Below are 16,195 nucleotides of genomic sequence, written 5' to 3' on the forward strand. Positions count from 1 at the left end.
CCGCGCCTACTACCCTGGACACGTGACTATTCGCCTGTACGACACCAGCGCCCGGCAGATCCGTGACTTCACCCCGCTCACGCCGGGTTGTGTCTCGATCTACCTGTGCGGTGCCACCGTGCAGGCGGCCCCGCACATCGGCCACATCCGGTCCGGGCTGAACTTCGACATCATGCGCCGCTGGTTCGAGTACCGCGGCTACGACGTCACGTTCATCCGCAACGTCACGGACATCGACGACAAGATCATCACCAAGTCGGCGGACCAGGGCCGCCCGTGGTGGTCGATCGGCTACGAGAACGAGCGCGCGTTCGACGACGGTTACACCGCGCTCGGCTGCCTCCCGCCGACGTACGAGCCGCGCGCCACCGGCCATGTCACCGAGATGGTCGAGATGATGCGCGGCCTGATCGAGCGCGGCCACGCCTACGAGGCCGACGGCAACGTCTACTTCGACGTGAAGTCCTTCCCGGACTACCTGCGCCTGTCCAACCAGGAGCTGGACAACCTGCTCCAGCCCTCCGGCGAGGGCGAGACCGGCAAGCGGGACCCCCGGGACTTCGCGATGTGGAAGGCCGCCAAGCCGGGCGAGCCGAGCTGGGAGACGCCGTGGGGCCGCGGGCGGCCGGGCTGGCACCTGGAGTGCTCGGCGATGGCCCACAAGTACCTGGGCTCCGCCTTCGACATCCACGGCGGCGGCCTCGACCTGATCTTCCCGCACCATGACAACGAGATCGCCCAGGCCAAGGCCTACGGCGACGAGTTCGCCCGGTACTGGGTGCACAACGCCTGGGTCACCATGAGCGGCGAGAAGATGTCCAAGTCGCTCGGCAACTCCGTCCTCGTCAGCGAGATGGTCAAGGCCTGGCGCCCCATCGTGCTGCGCTACTACCTCGGCACCCCGCACTACCGCTCGATGATCGAGTACAGCGAGGAGGCCCTGCGCGAGGCCGAGTCGGCGTTCACCCGGATCGAGGGCTTCGTGCAGCGCGTGGTGGAGCTGGCCGGACACGCCGTGGAACCGGCCGCCGAGGTGCCCACCGCCTTCGCCGAGGCGATGGACGACGACCTGGGCGTCCCGCAGGCGCTCGCCGTCGTGCACACCACCGTCCGGCAGGGCAACTCCGCCCTCGCCGCCGACGACAAGGAAGCCGCCGTGGCCCGCCTCGCCGAGGTGCGCGCCATGCTCGGCGTCCTGGGCCTGGACCCGCTGGACCCGCACTGGGCGGGCGAGAGCGACCGCGGCGAGGACCTCAGCAGCGTGGTCGACAGCCTCGTACGCCTGGTCCTCGACCAGCGCGAGGCCGCGCGGGCCCGCAAGGACTGGGCCACCGCGGACGCCATCCGGGACCAGCTCAAGCAGTCGGGACTGGCCATCGAGGACGGTCCGCACGGGCCGCGCTGGAGCCTGACCGCGCGCTGAGCGCAGTGATCGATTGTGCCGCCCGGCCTTCCGGGCGGCACACTGCATAGACGTACGTACTTCACCGCCACACAGAGACAGGTAGGTCATGGCCGCGAACAACCGCCGCATGTCCGGCAAGAAGGGCGCGCAGGTCGGCAGTGGCGGCCAGCGACGCCGGGGCCTGGAAGGCAAGGGTCCGACGCCGCCCGCCGAGATGCGCAAGGGGCACAAGAAGAACCGCCTCGCCACCTCCAAGGCCAAGCAGACGGCACGCCGTCCCGCGCCGCGCGGCCGCGGCGGCAAGGGCACCTCCGAGATGGTCGTCGGCCGCAACCCCGTCGTCGAGGCGCTGCGCGAGGGCGTGCCCGCGGTGACGCTGTACGTCCAGCAGTTCATCGACAACGACGAGCGGGTCCGCGAGGCCCTCCAGCTCGTCGGCGAGCGCGGCGGCATCCACCTGATGGAGGCCCCCCGCCCCGAGCTGGACCGCATGACCAACGGGCTCAACCACCAGGGCCTGGTCCTCCAGGTCCCGCCGTACGAGTACGCCCACCCCGAGGACCTGGCCAGCGCCGCCTACGACGAGGGCGTGGACCCGCTCATCGTCGCCCTCGACGGGGTGACGGACCCGCGCAACCTGGGTGCCGTCGTCCGCTCGGTGACCGCCTTCGGCGGTCACGGCGTCGTCGTGCCGGAGCGCCGCGCGGCGGGCATGACCGCCGGTGCCTGGAAGACGTCGGCCGGCACCGCGGCCCGCACCCCCGTCGCCCGCGCCACCAACCTCACCCGCGCCCTGGAGGCGTACAAGAAGGCGGGCATCGCCGTCGTCGGCCTCGCCGCCGACGGAGAGCACGAGGTCGGTGAGTTGGCGGCCCTGCACGGCCCCGTCGTCATCGTGGTCGGCAGCGAGGGCAAGGGCCTGTCCCGGCTGGTCGGCGAGACGTGCGACTTCCGGGTGCGGATCCCGATGCCCGGCGGCGCCGAGTCGCTGAACGCCGGTGTGGCGGCGGGCATCGTGCTGTACGAGGCGGCGCGCCGGCGCGGCTGAACATCCGTCCGTACCGTCGCCCGTGCGGGGCGTTCCGGTCGTCCAGGCCCCGCTTGACGCGGTCCGGACAGATCCAGCAGGTCAAAGCAGTGTCCAAAACACACGTCACTCGGTTAGATGAGTGTGGACACCAGAACACCCCGCACACCCACGGGGGACCGCTCGTCGGGTTTCGACGACGCTCCCGCGCTGAGCATGGTGAAGGTGCCGAGCGATCCGGCGCAGATCATCGTCAATCATGCGAGTTTCCGCGTGCAGTTGGGCGCATCGACGAGGCGCAGCCAGTCGCCGCGGATCGCACGGCACTTGAGCGCCACCGAGGACACCGCCCGCGTCCCCGTGGTCGGCACCGGGACCCCCGCCCGTCGTCGGGCCGTCGTCTGGAGCGGCAAGTCGGCGCCCGACGACACCGGCGCCCACCGGCTCCTGCAGGCGGTGCGGGGCGCCGGCGTCGGTCACCCGGACGAATCGGCCGACGCGGGCGCCACCCAGGTCATCCCGCGCGTCGACGTCAACGACGGCTACCACGACGACGGTTACGACGATCTCGCGCAGACCGTCGAGACCCCCGTGGTCGGCGCCCAGCGCACCCCGCCCGACGGCGACGGCACCCGGCTGCTGCCCGACATGCGCCAGGTCGGCAGCGCGTACGACGAGGAACGCGCCTACGACGACGAGGAGTTCGCGGAGCCGGAGGACGGCTCCCGGCCCCGGCGGCACGGGGACGACCCCGCGCGGCACGCCTACTACCCGGGCCGCCGCATGAACCTGGGCGTCGTCCTCCTCCCGCTGCGCATCTTCCTCGGCTTCATCTCCATCTACGCCGGCATGGGCAAGCTCTGCGACCCCGTCTACTTCGACGGCGGCAAGCGCGGCTCGATGGTGAAGTGGCTGAACACCCTGCACCCCTGGGACGTCGCCGAGCCGCTGCGCCAGTTCGCGCTCGAGCACCCCGTCGGCTCCGGCCTGGTGATCGCCTTCTTCCAGGTGATCGTGGGCGTCCTCACGGTGCTGGGCTGCTGGCAGCGGGTGGCCGCCGTGGTCGGCGCGCTGCTGTCGGCCGCGCTGCTGGTCACCGTCAGCTGGAAGAGCGTCCCCGCCTACGACGCCCCCGACATCATCTACCTGGCCGCCTGGTCGCCGCTGATCATCGCGGGCGCCCCCGTCTACTCCGTGGACGGCCGCCTCGCGGGCAGTGCCTGGCGCCGCCTCGGCCCCCGCGCCGACATCTGGGACCTGCGCGCCTACGTCCTGCGCCGCGGCGCCCTGGTCTCCGCCATCGTCATCGGCCTGACCCTGCTGATCGGCTCGCTGCTCGGCGGTGCCGTCCGCGACGCCGACCGCGTGGTCGTCCCCGGCCCCGGCGAGGCCCCGCGCAACGAACTCCCCGGCTCCCCGCTCCCCTCGGAGCCCGGCGAGCGCCGGCAGCGCACTCCGTCGGCCTCCACCGCCCCGAGCCAGGCCGCCACTTCGGCGCCCTCGACCGGGGCGGCCACCACCCCGGAGGCCACGCGGGAGACCAGCACGGCGGGCACGCCCAGCCAGACCCAGGGCACCGGCGGCGGCCAGGCGCCGCCCCAGCAGTCCTCCCCGGTGGACGAGGCCCCCAGCACCACCTCGGGCCCCACCTCGGGCGGCACCACCGGAGGCACCGGCACGCCGGGCGGCACGGGAGGCGGAGACAACTCCGGTGAACCGGGTCTCGTAGGCGGCCTGTTGGGGTAGACGGGCCGGTGGGCGGGATCCTGGGTTAGCCCACCGGCAGCACATCAGAACCCACCGTTCCCCGCGCCCCCTCAGGGGCGCGGGGAACCGCGCGACCGGCCCTCACCGGCCCGCGCTAGGAACGGAGAGCCGACAGCTCCTTCGCGGCCTCGGTGAGGTCCTTCGCCGTATCGATGGCTCGCCAGTACGCGCCCTGAGGCAGCGGGAAGCCGGCGAGCCTGAGCTCCCGGGCCAGCCGCGGGAACGTGGTCCGCTCGTGATCCCCCCGCTCCGGGAGCATCCCGGCGAACTCGGCGGAGAAGACGTACACCCCCGCGTTGATCTCGTACGTCGTGGGCGGCGCCTCGATGAAGTCGGTGACGTGTCCAAAGCCGTCCGTCTGCACGGCGCCCCAGGGGATCCGGGGCCGGGCCAGCGCCAGGGTGGCGACGGCGTCGCGCTCGGCGTGGAAGTCGGCCATGTCCCGCAGCGAGAACCGGGTCCAGATGTCGCCGTTCGTTGCGTACCAGGGCCGGTCGGGGTGGGGCAGATGCGCGGCGGCGTACTTGAGGCCGCCGCCGCGGCCGAGGGGCTCGGTCTCCACGACCGTGGTCACCGAGCAGGGCAGCTCGGCACCCGCCAGCCACTCCTTGAGGACGTCCGCGAGGTGGCCGCAGCTGACCACCACGTCGGTCACGCCCTCCTCCGCGAGCCAGGCGAGCTGATGGCCGATGATCGGCGTCCCGGTGCCGGGGATCTCGACCATCGGCTTGGGCCGGTCGTCGGTGTACGGACGCAGGCGGGAGCCCTGGCCTCCGGCGAGAATCACGGCTTGCGTGGGGCGGGTGGCGGCGTTCGGGTCGGTCATGTGCCGAACTGTATGTGGCCCTGTGGCCCACCGGGGTGGGGGGTGCGTGTTGTGCGCGGGTACGGCGCCGAGGGGGGCGGGGCCCGCGGCCCCGCCCCCCTTGCTCGTCAGCGGTGGGCCGCTGCCACGCCGGTGGCGAAGGCGGTGTCGCAGACCGGGCGGGCGTAGGACTGGGCGCGTACCGGGCCGTAGACGCGGACCGCGGCGCGGCCCAGGGCGCGGGCGATGGAGGCGCAGTGCTTGGCGAGCGCCGGGCGGCCGTCGACGGCCTGCTGGAGGTGGGTGAGCGCGACGCCCGGGTCCTCCCGGGTGAGCTCGGCGATGAGCTGGTCGCGCAGGGCGTCCTGGGGGGTGCGGGAGCGGGAGCCGGGCTTGGCGTCCGACACCGACGCGTCCGACGCCGTGAGCACCGAGTTCGAGGGGGTCCCCGACCAGTTGACCCGGGTGACCGCGAGGGTCCCGGAGAGCACCAGGACGACGGGCAGGACGAGGGCGAGGGAGCGGCCGATCCGATGGGCGGGGCCCCGGCCGCGTCGCGTCTGTTGGTTAGTGGAGTGCTTCACGCGAGTGAGGGTAGCGCCCGGTAATGATTTGGCGACATTTAGTCACCGGTTCGGGGGATGAAGAGGTGCCTCTTTTTGGGTAAGGGGTTGACGCTCACTGCTCGAAACGGGCGGTATGCCGGGGTATTTGTCGACAGCGAAAAAGGGCCCCGCGGCGGTCCGCGGGGCCCTTCTCGTCACACCTGGCCGAGTCAGTCGGACAGACGCTCACCCGTAGAGGTCGAGAACACGTGGGTCTCGCCCGGACGCGGCACGACGTGCAGCGTGGCGCCCTTCTCCGGGACCGCGCGGCCGCTGACGCGGACGACCAGGTCCTTGATGTCGTCGCCGACCTTCGCGCTGCCGTAGACGTAACCGTCGGCGCCGAGTTCCTCGACGACGTTGACGGTGACCGCGAGACCGGCCGGCGCGTCCTCGGTGCTCTTGGCCAGGGCGGTGGCGGCGCCGCCACCCTGCTCGACGATGTCGAAGTGCTCGGGGCGCACGCCCACGGTGACCGTGCGGTCGCCCTTGTCGGCGGCGGCCTTGAGGGCGTCACGGTTGACCGGGACGACGCTGTTGCCGAACTTCACACCGCCGTCGGTGATCGGGACCTCGACCAGGTTCATGGCGGGGGAGCCGATGAAGCCGGCGACGAAGAGGTTGGCCGGACGGTCGTACATGTTGCGCGGGGAGTCGATCTGCTGGAGCAGACCGTCCTTGAGGACCGCCACGCGGTCGCCCATCGTCATGGCCTCGACCTGGTCGTGGGTGACGTAGACCGTGGTGATGCCGAGACGGCGCTGGAGCGAGGCGATCTGCGTACGGGTCGAGACCCGGAGCTTGGCGTCGAGGTTCGACAGCGGCTCGTCCATGAGGAAGACCTGCGGCTCACGCACGATCGCCCGGCCCATCGCCACACGCTGGCGCTGACCGCCGGAGAGCGCCTTCGGCTTGCGGCCGAGGTACTCGGTGAGGTCGAGGATCTTCGCCGCGTCCTCGACCTTCTGGCGGATCTCCGCCTTGTTGACGCCCGCGATCTTGAGCGCGAAGCCCATGTTGTCGGCGACCGTCATGTGCGGGTAGAGCGCGTAGTTCTGGAACACCATGGCGATGTCCCGGTCCTTCGGCGGCAGGTGGGTGACGTCACGGTCGCCGATGCGGATCACGCCGGAGTTGACGTCCTCGAGCCCCGCCAGCATGCGGAGCGAGGTGGACTTGCCGCAGCCGGACGGGCCGACCAGGACGAGGAACTCCCCGTCCTCGATCTCGATGTCGAGCGCGTCTACGGCGGGCTTCTCGGAACCCGGGTAGATCCGGGTCGCCTTGTCGAACGAAACAGTGGCCATGGTGAAGGGCCCCCTTCTACCGGCAGGAACGTGCCGGACGATCCGTTGTAGGAAGGTGGTGGTGTAGTCCAGACGAGTGGACTGCCCTCGGACGGTACCTGCCGTTCACCTGGTCTGTCAGTACCCGGACCCCTGTGAACTTCGCGGAAATTTTCGACTGGGGCACTCCCGGTCCTGGGTACACTGCTCGGGCACGTACGTGCGCGCCTCCTTAGCTCAGCTGGTCAGAGCGCCGCTCTTGTAAAGCGAAGGTCGTCGGTTCGAATCCGACAGGGGGCTCTCCTTTCCCCTGCCGCGGCACCCTCCGCGGCCGTACCCTGGTCGGCACGACGGAACCGCGCCGGCTTGGGGAGGTCACGGGGTGAGAGGTCCGGAACGGGTCCGCAATGAGTTGGCCGTGGCCATCGTGGACACGCTTCAGGAGTCGGCGACGGTGAAGCAGGCCAGCAGCCGCGAGTTATGGCGGGAGATGCTCGCCGGCGAACTGGGCTCGACGGTGGAGCCGTTCAGCGGTGACCGGCTGCGGCCCTGGCTCCTCCAGGTCGTCAAGGCGTGCATGACCGCCGTTGACGGTACGGCGTGTCTGGTGCGGTCGCTGGAGTACGTGGAACAGCAGTCGGCCTCGGTCGCCGCGTTATGGCCGCTCGTGGACGAGTGGGAGGCCGTCGACTTCTTCAACAGCGCCGACCTCGGCCAGCTGCGGCCGGTCCTGGAGTCGGTGCGCTCCGCCGAGCTGGCCGCCATGGCCCGGCGCGCCAGCCGCTCCCGGGTGCAGGAGCTGCCGTCCTGGTGCCAGACGGGCTGGCAGGTCTTCCTCCGGCTGGCCGGTGAGAACTCCCCGGCCGGCGAGCTGCCGCCGAGCATGGCCTTCCTGGCGCTGTCCGCCGACCGGCTGATGGAGGAGGGCCGCGCGGAGGCCGCCGAGGAACTGCGCCGGTTCAACCGCGGCCGGGCCCAGGAGCTGCGCGTGGAGGACCGGCTGGCGGAGTGGCAGCACTCGGAGTTCCCGCAGCCCCCGCCCTCGCTGGTGCCCGCCTATCTGATGATCCAGTTCGAGCCGGACCGCAACGAGGCCGACCGCTACTACCTCTCGCACTGGCGCCAGTCCGACTCCGAGGGCTGGCACCCGGTGCGCGGCGAGACCGTCCATCTGGGCCGCGCGGAGCTGCCGGGCGCGGTGGAGCGGCTGATCGAGGAGTCCGAGGAGCGCTGGGCGGACCTGCGCCAGCCGGTGATCCTGGAGTTCGTGCTCCCGTGGGAGCTGCTCAACGAGCCGGTGGAGTGGTGGGCGAAGGACTCCGGCCACCCCGAGCCGACACCGCTGGCCATGGACTACCCGGTGTTCGTGCGCTCGCTCGAAAGGCTGCAGCGTGCCGCCTGGCACCGCGCCTGGCACCACAAGTGGCGGCAGCTGAAGGAGCGCCCGGCGGACAGCCATCCGCACTGGGGCCGGCCGGCGCAGGACGGGGCGTACTTCTTCCATCTGGAGCGGGAGCTGAAGGAGGACCGGCAGGCGGTGTGCCTGGTGCTCAGCGAGCCGCCGGGCGACGACTCGGGCACCGGGCGCCGGGAGGTGCTCGCCGGGCTGCGGGCGGGGGTGCCCGCGATGATCTGGCACCGCACGGACTGCTCCGACGCCGGCTTCCAGGACGCGATCGGCGAGATCCTCCAGGACCGGGGGCTCGGCTCACTGGCGGAGAGCGTGTGCAAGTGGCGCAACGACGCGCTCGCCCTCGGACCGGAGCGCTGGGACGGGCACGTGGGCCGGCATCTGGCCATCCTGCTGGACGATCCCGAGCGCAAGCCGGGTCCCACGGGGCCGGTGTAGCGGCGATGACGTCGCAGAGCGGGATCGGGCGCCTTCTGCCGCCCGGCGCGGGCCGGTTGCCGATCCGCGCAGCCAAGTGGCAGACGGCCTTGCACCCGACTGTGCGCGGTGCCACGCTGGACGCGAGAAAGACCGGCGAGCCAGACACCGCAGGGGGGCGCGTTTTATCCGCCGATTCATCCGCCGATCGACTGTCCCATTTGTGCTCCCTCCCCCTGTGGCCTGCCGTCTTGCACTGTATGCAGACCACTGCCAGGCTTGGCACGTGGATGTCACGCATGCCCGCGGAGTACGGGATTCCTCTTCGGTACCCCTTTCGTCCTCGGGCCTTACCGGACGCTCTGAGAGCGCTTATGCAGTGTGACGATGTCCCACGATCAGCGGCGGAAACGGCGTCTGACGAGGCGTCACTCGACGTCGTGCCGCACGTCCTGAGCGAACTGGCGCGCTCACTGTCCGCGGGCCCTCCGTCCGTGCTGCTGGTCGTGGACGACCACGCGACCATGCGGGTGTGGCGGGAGACGGTCGAGAAGCTGGCCGGCGATCTCGCCCGCGAGGATCGGCTGGGCGAGATCAGCACCGTACGACTGCTCAGTTCGGACGACACCGAGCCGGCTCGGATCCGGCTCGAGCAGCTGCCGCCCGTCTCCTCCGAGCACCGGGTGGTGCTGGTGCTGACCGACGGGCTCGCCGCGGGCTGGCGGTCGGACGCGGTGCTTCCGCTGCTGCGCGAGCTCGGGCGGACCGAACCCCTCGCGGTGCTGCATCTGCTGCCCCAGAACCTGTGGTCGCGGGCCGGCCTCGATGTGAACCGGATGCGGTTCAGCAGCGCCCGCCCCTGGGCCGCGAACGACGCGCTGCGCTGGGAACTGCGCGCCTCCCCCCTCGAACCCGTCGACGCCCCGGACGCCCGCTCCGGTGTGGTCCCGGTGCCCGTCCTGGAGCCGACCGAGCACTCCTTGTCCGGCTGGGTGGACCTGGTGACCCGGGGGACCGGCGACTGGGTGGAGATGTCCGGCGTCCGCGCCCGGGACTGGAAGCGCCGGGCGGACGCGGCACGGGCCGTGCCCTGGGTGGAGGACGTGCCCGACCCGGCGAGCGGCGTACCGCCCTGGGAGCGGGTGTCGGACTTCCGGGCCGCCGCCTCCCCGAAAGCCTTCAGCCTCGCCACCCGGCTGGCGGCCGCGCCCTTGACGCTGCCGGTCATGAACGCGGTCACCGCCTCGGTGCCGGGCGCCGGACCCGCCCATCTGGCCGAGCTGCTGATGAGCGGTCTGGTACGGCCCGCCGGCGCGGACGCCGAGCGCGCGGCCGACGTGGCCTTCGTGTTCGGGCCCGACATCCGCCAGGAGTTATTGGCGCTGTCCCGGCGCAGGGACACCGCCCGGGTGCTGCACGACGTACGCGGACTGCTCGCCACCGCGCCCCAGGACGCCGGACCCGTCCTGCCCGCCCCCGAGGAACTCCTCGAAACGGTCGACGTGCCCTCGGTCACCCGCCGCAATGTCGCCTTCCTGCGCGTCGAACTGGCCGCGCTGCGCGCCCTGTCCGGGCGGTTCCTCCCCCGAGCCGAACGCCTGGCGCGCGCCCTGCGCGAGTACGACCGGCAGAACTCCGTGAGCCTGCGCAAGGGCGTGGGCTCCCGCACCGTTCCGCAGAGCGGACGCCCCGCCGTCGAACAGGCCCCGACGGGGGCCGGGACAACTTCAGAAGGAGCCACGGCCATGACCGCCACGCATACGCAGCCCGCGGTGGAGAGCGGGCGTTCGACGCCGCGCATCTGGGGCAACATCCCGCCGCGCAACCCGAACTTCACCGGCCGCGTGGACCTTCTGGAGCGACTGAGCGAGCGGCTGCGCGAGGGCACCACCACCGTGCTGCCCGAGGCGATCCACGGCATGGGCGGTGTCGGCAAGACCCAGCTGGCCATCGAGTACGCCTACCGCCACCAGTCGGACTACGACGTCGTGTGGTGGATCGCTGCTGAGCGTCCCGGTCAGATCGGGCAGGCTCTGGTGGAGCTGGCCCAGCGGCTCGGCCTGGTCACCAGCGCCGATGCCAACGTGGCCGGGCCGGCGGTGCGGGAGGCGTTGCGCGAAGGACGGCCGTACTCGCGCTGGCTGCTGATCTTCGACAATGCCGACAGCCCGGAGCGGGTCCGGGACTACTTCCCGACCGGGGGCAGCGGCACCATCCTCGTCACTTCCCGCAACCGGCGCTGGAGCGTGGTCGGACCCTCTCTCGAAGTCGATGTCTTCACCCGTGAGGAGAGCATCGAGCTGCTGCGCCGCTCCGGACCCGACGACCTCGACGACGCCGAGGCGAACCGCCTCGCCGACGCCCTTGGGGACCTGCCGCTGGCGCTGGAACAGGCGGCGGCCTGGCGGGCGGAGACCGGGATGCCGGTGTCGGAGTACCTGCGGCTGTTCGAGCACAAACGGGCCGAACTGCTGGAAGTCTCGCCGCCGCCGGACTACCAGCTCCCGGTCGCCGCCGCGTGGAACGTCTCGCTGGACCATCTGGAGACACGCAGCCTGGCCGCGCTCCGCCTGCTCCAGCTGTGCTCCTTCTTCGCGCCGGACCCGATCTCACGGTCCATCTTCTCCGGACTCGGCGGCTCCACCATCGACTCCGAGCTGGACCGGGCGCTGAACGACCCGATGCGGCTCGCCCGCGCCGTCCGTGAGATCAACCGCTACTCGCTCGCCCGCATCGACCATCGCACCAACTCGATCGAAATGCACCGCCTCGTCCAGGCCGTGCTGATCCACCGCATGACCGCCGAGGAACAGAAACGCATGCGCAACGGGGCCCACACCCTTCTCGCCGCCGCCGACCCCAAGGGTCCCAACCAATCGGCCAACTGGCCCCGATACGCCGAGCTGTACGGCCATGTCATCGCCTCGAACGCGATCGAGTCGGACCAGCCGTGGGTTCGCGAGCTCGTGATGAACATCGCCAAGTACCTCTGGTACTGGGGTGACCACACGGTGGCCCGTGAGTTCACAGAGCAGGCCTGGCAGACATGGCAGTCGCTGTTCGGCGAGGAGGACCAACAGACCCGGCTGATGGGCTGGTGGCTGTGCTTCCTGTACCTGAAGGTCGGCCGGTACGACGACGCCTCCCGGTTGGTCTCCCAGCTGAAGGACATCTACGCCCGTACCGCGCCCGAGGGCCCTGAGGACACCCGCGAGGACGCGCTGGAGACGATGAACCTGGAGGCGGCGGTACGCCGTGCCCAGGGCGACTTCGCCGCCGGCGTGGCACTGGACGAGATGGCCTACGACCGGGCCCGGCGCGCGTTCGGTGAGGACGATCCAACGACCCTGGGCACTGCGCACAACCTCGGGGTGAGCCTGCGTCTGGTGGGTGATTTCCAGCGGGCACTGGAGCTGGACCGGCACACGCACGCACTGAAGACACGGCTGTACGGGGTTGATCACCACCAGTCGCTCATCACCCAGGGATCCATCGCCATCGATGTCCGTGAGACGGGGGACTATGTCGGTGCGCGGTCCCTGCAGGAGGCGGTTGTCGACGGATTCCGGCCCGCGTTCGGTGCCGGGAACCCCTCGACTCTCCAGTCGCTGCGGCAGCTCGGTGAGGCGTGCCGCAAGGAGGGCGACCACGAGAAGGCACTGGAGCTGGCGCGGGAGTCCTTCAACCAGTTCACCCGGCGGTACGGCGACACCCACCCCGAATCCCTCACCGCCGCGCTGGCGCTTTCGGTGGCGCTGCGGCACAACGGCGAGCTGGAGGCGGCGAGGGATCGGGGCGTGAAGACGAGCGAGCGTTTCCGCCGCGTGTTCCGGGCCGACCATCCCCATGTGCTGGCCGCCGATGTGGACCTCGCGGTGACGTTGCGGCTGCTGGGCCGGGCCGAGGAGGCGCGGGCCCTGGACGAGGATGCGCTGGCGTCGCTGACCGGCCGGCTGGGCGAGAGCCATCCCATCGCCCTTGCCTGCGCCATCAACCTGGCCAGCGATCTGAGCGTGCTGGGTCAGGTCTCCGAGGCGCGTGAACTGGGCGAGCGCACCCTGGAGTTGAGTCGCGGCCGGCTGGGCGAGAACCATCCGACGGCGCTGGTGTGCGCGGCGAACCTCTCCCTGGACCTGGCGGCGCTGGGTCTGGAGGACGAGGCGGAGCTGCTGCGGGCGGACACGCTGGCCCGGATGGAACAGGTCCTGGACGCCCCCCGGCTGCGGGCGGCGGAGCCGGCCCCGCACCCGGCGACGGTGCAGGCCCGGGCCCGGGAGCGGGCCAACTGCGACATCGACCCGATGCCGCTGTAACCGGCGCTACGACGCCAGCCAGGCCGCCAGGGCGACCGGGTCCGGCGGTGTTCCGGTGGCCGTGGTCACGGCCCGGTGCACCGCGCGGGCCCGTTCCGGGTGGTGGCGCAGGAAGTGGGCCGCCGTGGGGGACGCCCCCATGAGGGTCAGCGCCTGGGACAGGCCCGACCAGGCCGTGGGGTGGTCCGGGTCGGCCAGCAGGTGGGCCGTGTAGGCCTCCCGGGCCGCCGGTGCCTCCCCCGCGGCCAGCAGGGCGTCCGCCCGCAGCGCTCCGGTCACCGTGGCCGCCGCCTTCTCCGGGTCCTCTCCCGACAGGCGGTGGCGGGTCAGGACCGCCAGGGTGTCCAGCCAGCGAGCCGACTCGTCCGTCGTCACCTCGGGGGTGGCCGCCAGGGAGCGCGGCGGAGCCGGGGCGCCGGACAGCCACGCCAGGGTCGCCTCCTCCACCGCGTGACGTGGCGGGCGCAGGTGGTGGGCACGCCAGCGGGTCGCATGGTCGGCGGCGCAGACGCGGGCCAGGGTGAGGGGGACTTCCGGGACCGGTTCGTCCAGCCAGCGCGTGCACAAGGCGTAGAGGCGGTCCAGCAGTTGTGCGCCGATCGGCGTGAGGCGTTCATGGCGGTGGACCTGGCGCAGGGCCGTCGTCACATGGGCGCGCCACAGGGCGAACTCGAAGTGCGCCATGGGTGTCGCCGCGCCCGAGGCCAGGCGGTGGGTGCGCCAGAAGCGGGCGATGCCCACGAAGGCGTAGATGCCTTGCATCAGGCCGTCCAGGGGCCGGGGGTCGTCCCGCCAAGGGGCATACCAGAGCTCGGGGGCCTCGGCCGTCTCCTCGGTCAGCAGCGGCGTCAGGTGCAGCAGACCGCCCAGCTTCGTGTGCTGGAACTCGTGCACCAGGGTCACCGCCAGTTGAACGACGTCGTCCGGTTCCGAGGATTCGACGCCGCCGAACGCATCCCCAGCTGTCACACTGCGTGGCCGAAACCTTTCCCTCGCCGGGCCCGGTGTGAGCGACAGCAGCCCCCGGCGCATCGCCTCCGCGGTCCTCGGCTGTTCGTCCAGCAGGAGGGTCCAGGCCCGCTCCAACACGCGCCCCCACTCCTCGGCCGCCTCCGCGGACAGCGGGCGCGGCTCGGTCGGCCGGGGGTAGGTCCGGTACGGGTCGACGTCGTCCAGGGTCAGGGAGAGGTGGTGGGCCGGAGGGCCGAGCAACAGTCGGCGGAGGGGGTGCCAGCCCGGCGCCGGGGTGTCCGGTGAGGTCGGCACGGAGACCGTGGCGCCCGGTGCCGTGACGACCGCGCGGCCCGCCTTTCGTCGTACCGTCGCCGTCGTCCACGGATCGGTGGTGGGCAGTTCGGCACAGCCCAGGGTGGGCAGTGGTACCCGGCCGTGACGCATCGGGACCTCGATGGAGAAGTCCAGCTCCGCGCGTAGCGCCGCGGCGGCGGCCAGGCAGGCTGCATGGCCCAGCACCACCCACAGCGGCGTATCGTCCTGCTGAGCGCTGCCGCGCAGCCGACGCAGCGCCGTGGCCAGCCACATTCCGGTCTGCGGGTACATCAGCAGTTCGTCGACCACGTCGGGTGCGTGGTGCTGTGCGCTGCTGAGCAGTTCCCAGGCCGGGCCGAGGTCGGTCGCGTCGTCCAGCATCCGCAAGAGCAGCAGTCGTCGGCTCCGTTCGGCCCCTAGGAGCAGGTCGATCGTGGCCGGACCGCCCTCGCCGCAGCTCAGTTCCTCCAGGCCGGACGACGGCAGACGGTGATGGGGGAGCGGGGGCTCAGCACGCATCGGCGGCCCTGGCCTCCTCAGTCGTACCGCTCCGCGTTGAAATCGCTGACGCTCGCCTGCGCCAGGTCGATGCGCTGCCGCAGCTCCTCCAGGGATCCGGCGAGAACCTGACAGTCCATGGAGCGCAGCGTTTCAAGAGACACCCCCGCGAGATCGACTAGGTTGGACTCGACGGCGGCCACAGACGGCTCCATGACGGCCAAACCCCTTCCCCCCGGCTGCACTTGTGGTGCGGGCTTGCTCACATCCTCCTGATAATGGCCCGCCGTACAGGCGATGAAACACCGCGCCGGTGCGGCGCCGCGATATCAGGTCAGCGATGGCGCCGGGACAACTCCACCGCCTCCTGGTCCATTCGGGCCACCCCTACGGAATCGCCCTCCACCAACCGTATCGCTTCCAGGAGTTGGTCCAAGGTCCCGCGATAGCGAAGACAGGTGCGCAGGATCGCGAACACGTCCGGGCGCAGGGCGGGTGAGCGCGGGCTCATGGCCGAGATCACCGGGTCGATGCCGTCGAGGATCAGCGCGAGGCCGTTGCGGTCGCTCACCGAGGGCAGCGCGGTCAACGCCGTGACCAGGCCGTCGAGTTCGCGCAGGGGGAGATTCTCGGGCAGGTGCGCCAGGGTGACCGGGGCGGCGATGCGGTTCAGCTCGGCGGGGGTCGCGGGCAGTCCGGCGTGCTGGTGCAGCAGGGCCAGTTCGGTGCCGGTCAGCAGCGCGTACCAGTGGTCCACGCGGACAGCGGCAAGACGGCTCGGGCCGTCGCCCCGGAGGAGGGTGCCGACCAGGCCGATCAGGGTGCTGTCGTGCCACACCGCGGCGCCGGCCATGCCCTCCCAGGGCGAACGACCGGAGCCGGGGTCCTCTCCCGGCGGCTCGACGGCGAGTTCGAGGATGCCTCTGTGGTGGTGGGGGAGGGCCGAGATGGTTCCGCCCGTGCGGCAGGCGCCGTGGGGACCGGCGTACCCGCTGGCGGTGAACGGCAGGGCGGTGGCCGTCTGCGGTACGGCGCCGTAGGGAGGCGGCTCGCAGTCCGCCACCCGGCGCGTGATCTCCAGCAGCGCCACGTCGGCCTTGTCGGAGGCGAGCGCCACGCGGGCCGGTGCGGCCTCCCTGCCGTTGAGCCGTACGGCCGTCTCCCGCGCGTCGCCGACGACATGGGCGCAGGTGAGAACCCAGCGGTCGCCCACCAGGTACCCCGAACCGCGCCGGAGGCCGAGGCCGCCGCCGGTCCGCACCTGCGCCACCCGCTCCGGATCAGGCCCCACCGCTGCGCAACTCCTCGCTCTGTCAGGCGACTTCCGTCCCGTCGGGTGCCTACCCCCACCACCGTCGCGTCACTCGATCCGGGCGGATTCGGCGGACGTGA

General features: G+C 71.7%; 11 protein-coding genes and 1 tRNA gene. 6 read left to right on the top strand and 6 right to left on the bottom strand.

What is annotated here, in order from left to right; genetic code table 11:
• Positions 1-22: 22 nt before the first annotated feature.
• The 3 genes from cysS to ACWD1Z_RS10370 all read left to right on the top strand — a co-directional run bounded on the left by cysS (position 23) and on the right by ACWD1Z_RS10370 (position 4,178).
• Positions 23-1,423, top strand: a complete 1,401-nt coding sequence (gene cysS / locus ACWD1Z_RS10360) for a cysteine--tRNA ligase (RefSeq protein ID WP_451117306.1) — start codon at positions 23-25, stop codon at positions 1,421-1,423.
• 88 nt (positions 1,424-1,511) lie between these two features.
• Entirely contained in the window at positions 1,512-2,453 is a 942-nt protein-coding gene (gene rlmB / locus ACWD1Z_RS10365; RefSeq protein WP_451117308.1) for a 23S rRNA (guanosine(2251)-2'-O)-methyltransferase RlmB, read from the top strand.
• 117 nt (positions 2,454-2,570) lie between these two features.
• On the top strand, positions 2,571-4,178 hold the full coding sequence (locus tag ACWD1Z_RS10370) for a DoxX family membrane protein (protein ID WP_451117310.1): 1,608 nt from the start codon (positions 2,571-2,573) through the stop codon (positions 4,176-4,178).
• 115 nt (positions 4,179-4,293) lie between these two features.
• Here the strand turns inward: ACWD1Z_RS10370 and ACWD1Z_RS10375 are convergent, their stop codons facing one another.
• The 3 genes from ACWD1Z_RS10375 to ACWD1Z_RS10385 form a co-directional block, all read right to left on the bottom strand.
• Positions 4,294-5,025: a nucleotidyltransferase family protein gene (locus ACWD1Z_RS10375; protein WP_389418073.1), complete on the bottom strand. Its 732-nt coding sequence runs from the start codon at positions 5,023-5,025 to the stop codon at positions 4,294-4,296.
• A gap of 107 nt (positions 5,026-5,132) precedes the next feature.
• Positions 5,133-5,588, bottom strand: coding sequence for a hypothetical protein (locus ACWD1Z_RS10380; RefSeq protein WP_451117312.1), 456 nt, complete (start codon positions 5,586-5,588; stop codon positions 5,133-5,135).
• A gap of 191 nt (positions 5,589-5,779) precedes the next feature.
• The gene (locus tag ACWD1Z_RS10385) at positions 5,780-6,916 is read right to left on the bottom strand and encodes an ABC transporter ATP-binding protein (protein ID WP_451117313.1); all 1,137 of its coding nucleotides are present in this window, start codon (positions 6,914-6,916) and stop codon (positions 5,780-5,782) included.
• 205 nt (positions 6,917-7,121) lie between these two features.
• On the opposite strand from ACWD1Z_RS10385, the gene ACWD1Z_RS10390 reads away from it, so the two are divergent.
• From ACWD1Z_RS10390 to fxsT, 3 genes are all read left to right on the top strand, one after another.
• A tRNA-Thr gene (locus tag ACWD1Z_RS10390) sits at positions 7,122-7,195 on the top strand.
• Positions 7,196-7,313: 118 nt separating this feature from the next.
• Complete coding sequence (locus ACWD1Z_RS10395; protein ID WP_451117315.1) at positions 7,314-8,744, top strand: VMAP-C domain-containing protein; 1,431 nt, start codon at positions 7,314-7,316, stop codon at positions 8,742-8,744.
• Between the two features lie 353 nt (positions 8,745-9,097).
• The gene (fxsT, locus tag ACWD1Z_RS10400; RefSeq protein ID WP_451117317.1) at positions 9,098-13,036 is read left to right on the top strand and encodes an FxSxx-COOH system tetratricopeptide repeat protein; all 3,939 of its coding nucleotides are present in this window, start codon (positions 9,098-9,100) and stop codon (positions 13,034-13,036) included.
• 6 nt (positions 13,037-13,042) lie between these two features.
• On the opposite strand, the gene ACWD1Z_RS10405 is transcribed toward fxsT, so the two are convergent.
• The 3 genes from ACWD1Z_RS10405 to ACWD1Z_RS10415 form a co-directional block, all read right to left on the bottom strand.
• Positions 13,043-14,824: an HEXXH motif domain-containing protein gene (locus ACWD1Z_RS10405; RefSeq protein WP_451117319.1), complete on the bottom strand. Its 1,782-nt coding sequence runs from the start codon at positions 14,822-14,824 to the stop codon at positions 13,043-13,045.
• A gap of 17 nt (positions 14,825-14,841) precedes the next feature.
• Entirely contained in the window at positions 14,842-15,018 is a 177-nt protein-coding gene (locus tag ACWD1Z_RS10410) for a hypothetical protein (RefSeq protein ID WP_451117321.1), read from the bottom strand.
• Positions 15,019-15,137: 119 nt separating this feature from the next.
• Positions 15,138-16,094 carry an effector-associated domain 2-containing protein gene (locus ACWD1Z_RS10415; RefSeq protein WP_451117323.1) on the bottom strand — a complete coding sequence of 319 codons (957 nt, stop codon included), beginning with the start codon at positions 16,092-16,094 and terminating at the stop codon, positions 15,138-15,140.
• Positions 16,095-16,195 lie beyond the last annotated feature (101 nt).

This window comes from Streptomyces sp. NPDC002784 (assembly GCF_053592135.1).

What these genes read in the sequence shown, in the direction of transcription:
- rlmB (WP_451117308.1), top strand. Translation starts at nt 1,512, where the DNA reads ATGGCCGCGAACAACCGCCGCATGTCCGGCAAGAAGGGCGCGCAGGTC.
- ACWD1Z_RS10370 (WP_451117310.1), top strand. Translation starts at nt 2,571, where the DNA reads ATGAGTGTGGACACCAGAACACCCCGCACACCCACGGGGGACCGCTCG.
- ACWD1Z_RS10375 (WP_389418073.1), bottom strand. Translation starts at nt 5,025, where the DNA reads ATGACCGACCCGAACGCCGCCACCCGCCCCACGCAAGCCGTGATTCTC.
- ACWD1Z_RS10385 (WP_451117313.1), bottom strand. Translation starts at nt 6,916, where the DNA reads ATGGCCACTGTTTCGTTCGACAAGGCGACCCGGATCTACCCGGGTTCC.
- fxsT (WP_451117317.1), top strand. Translation starts at nt 9,098, where the DNA reads ATGCAGTGTGACGATGTCCCACGATCAGCGGCGGAAACGGCGTCTGAC.
- ACWD1Z_RS10405 (WP_451117319.1), bottom strand. Translation starts at nt 14,824, where the DNA reads ATGCGTGCTGAGCCCCCGCTCCCCCATCACCGTCTGCCGTCGTCCGGC.
- ACWD1Z_RS10410 (WP_451117321.1), bottom strand. Translation starts at nt 15,018, where the DNA reads ATGGAGCCGTCTGTGGCCGCCGTCGAGTCCAACCTAGTCGATCTCGCG.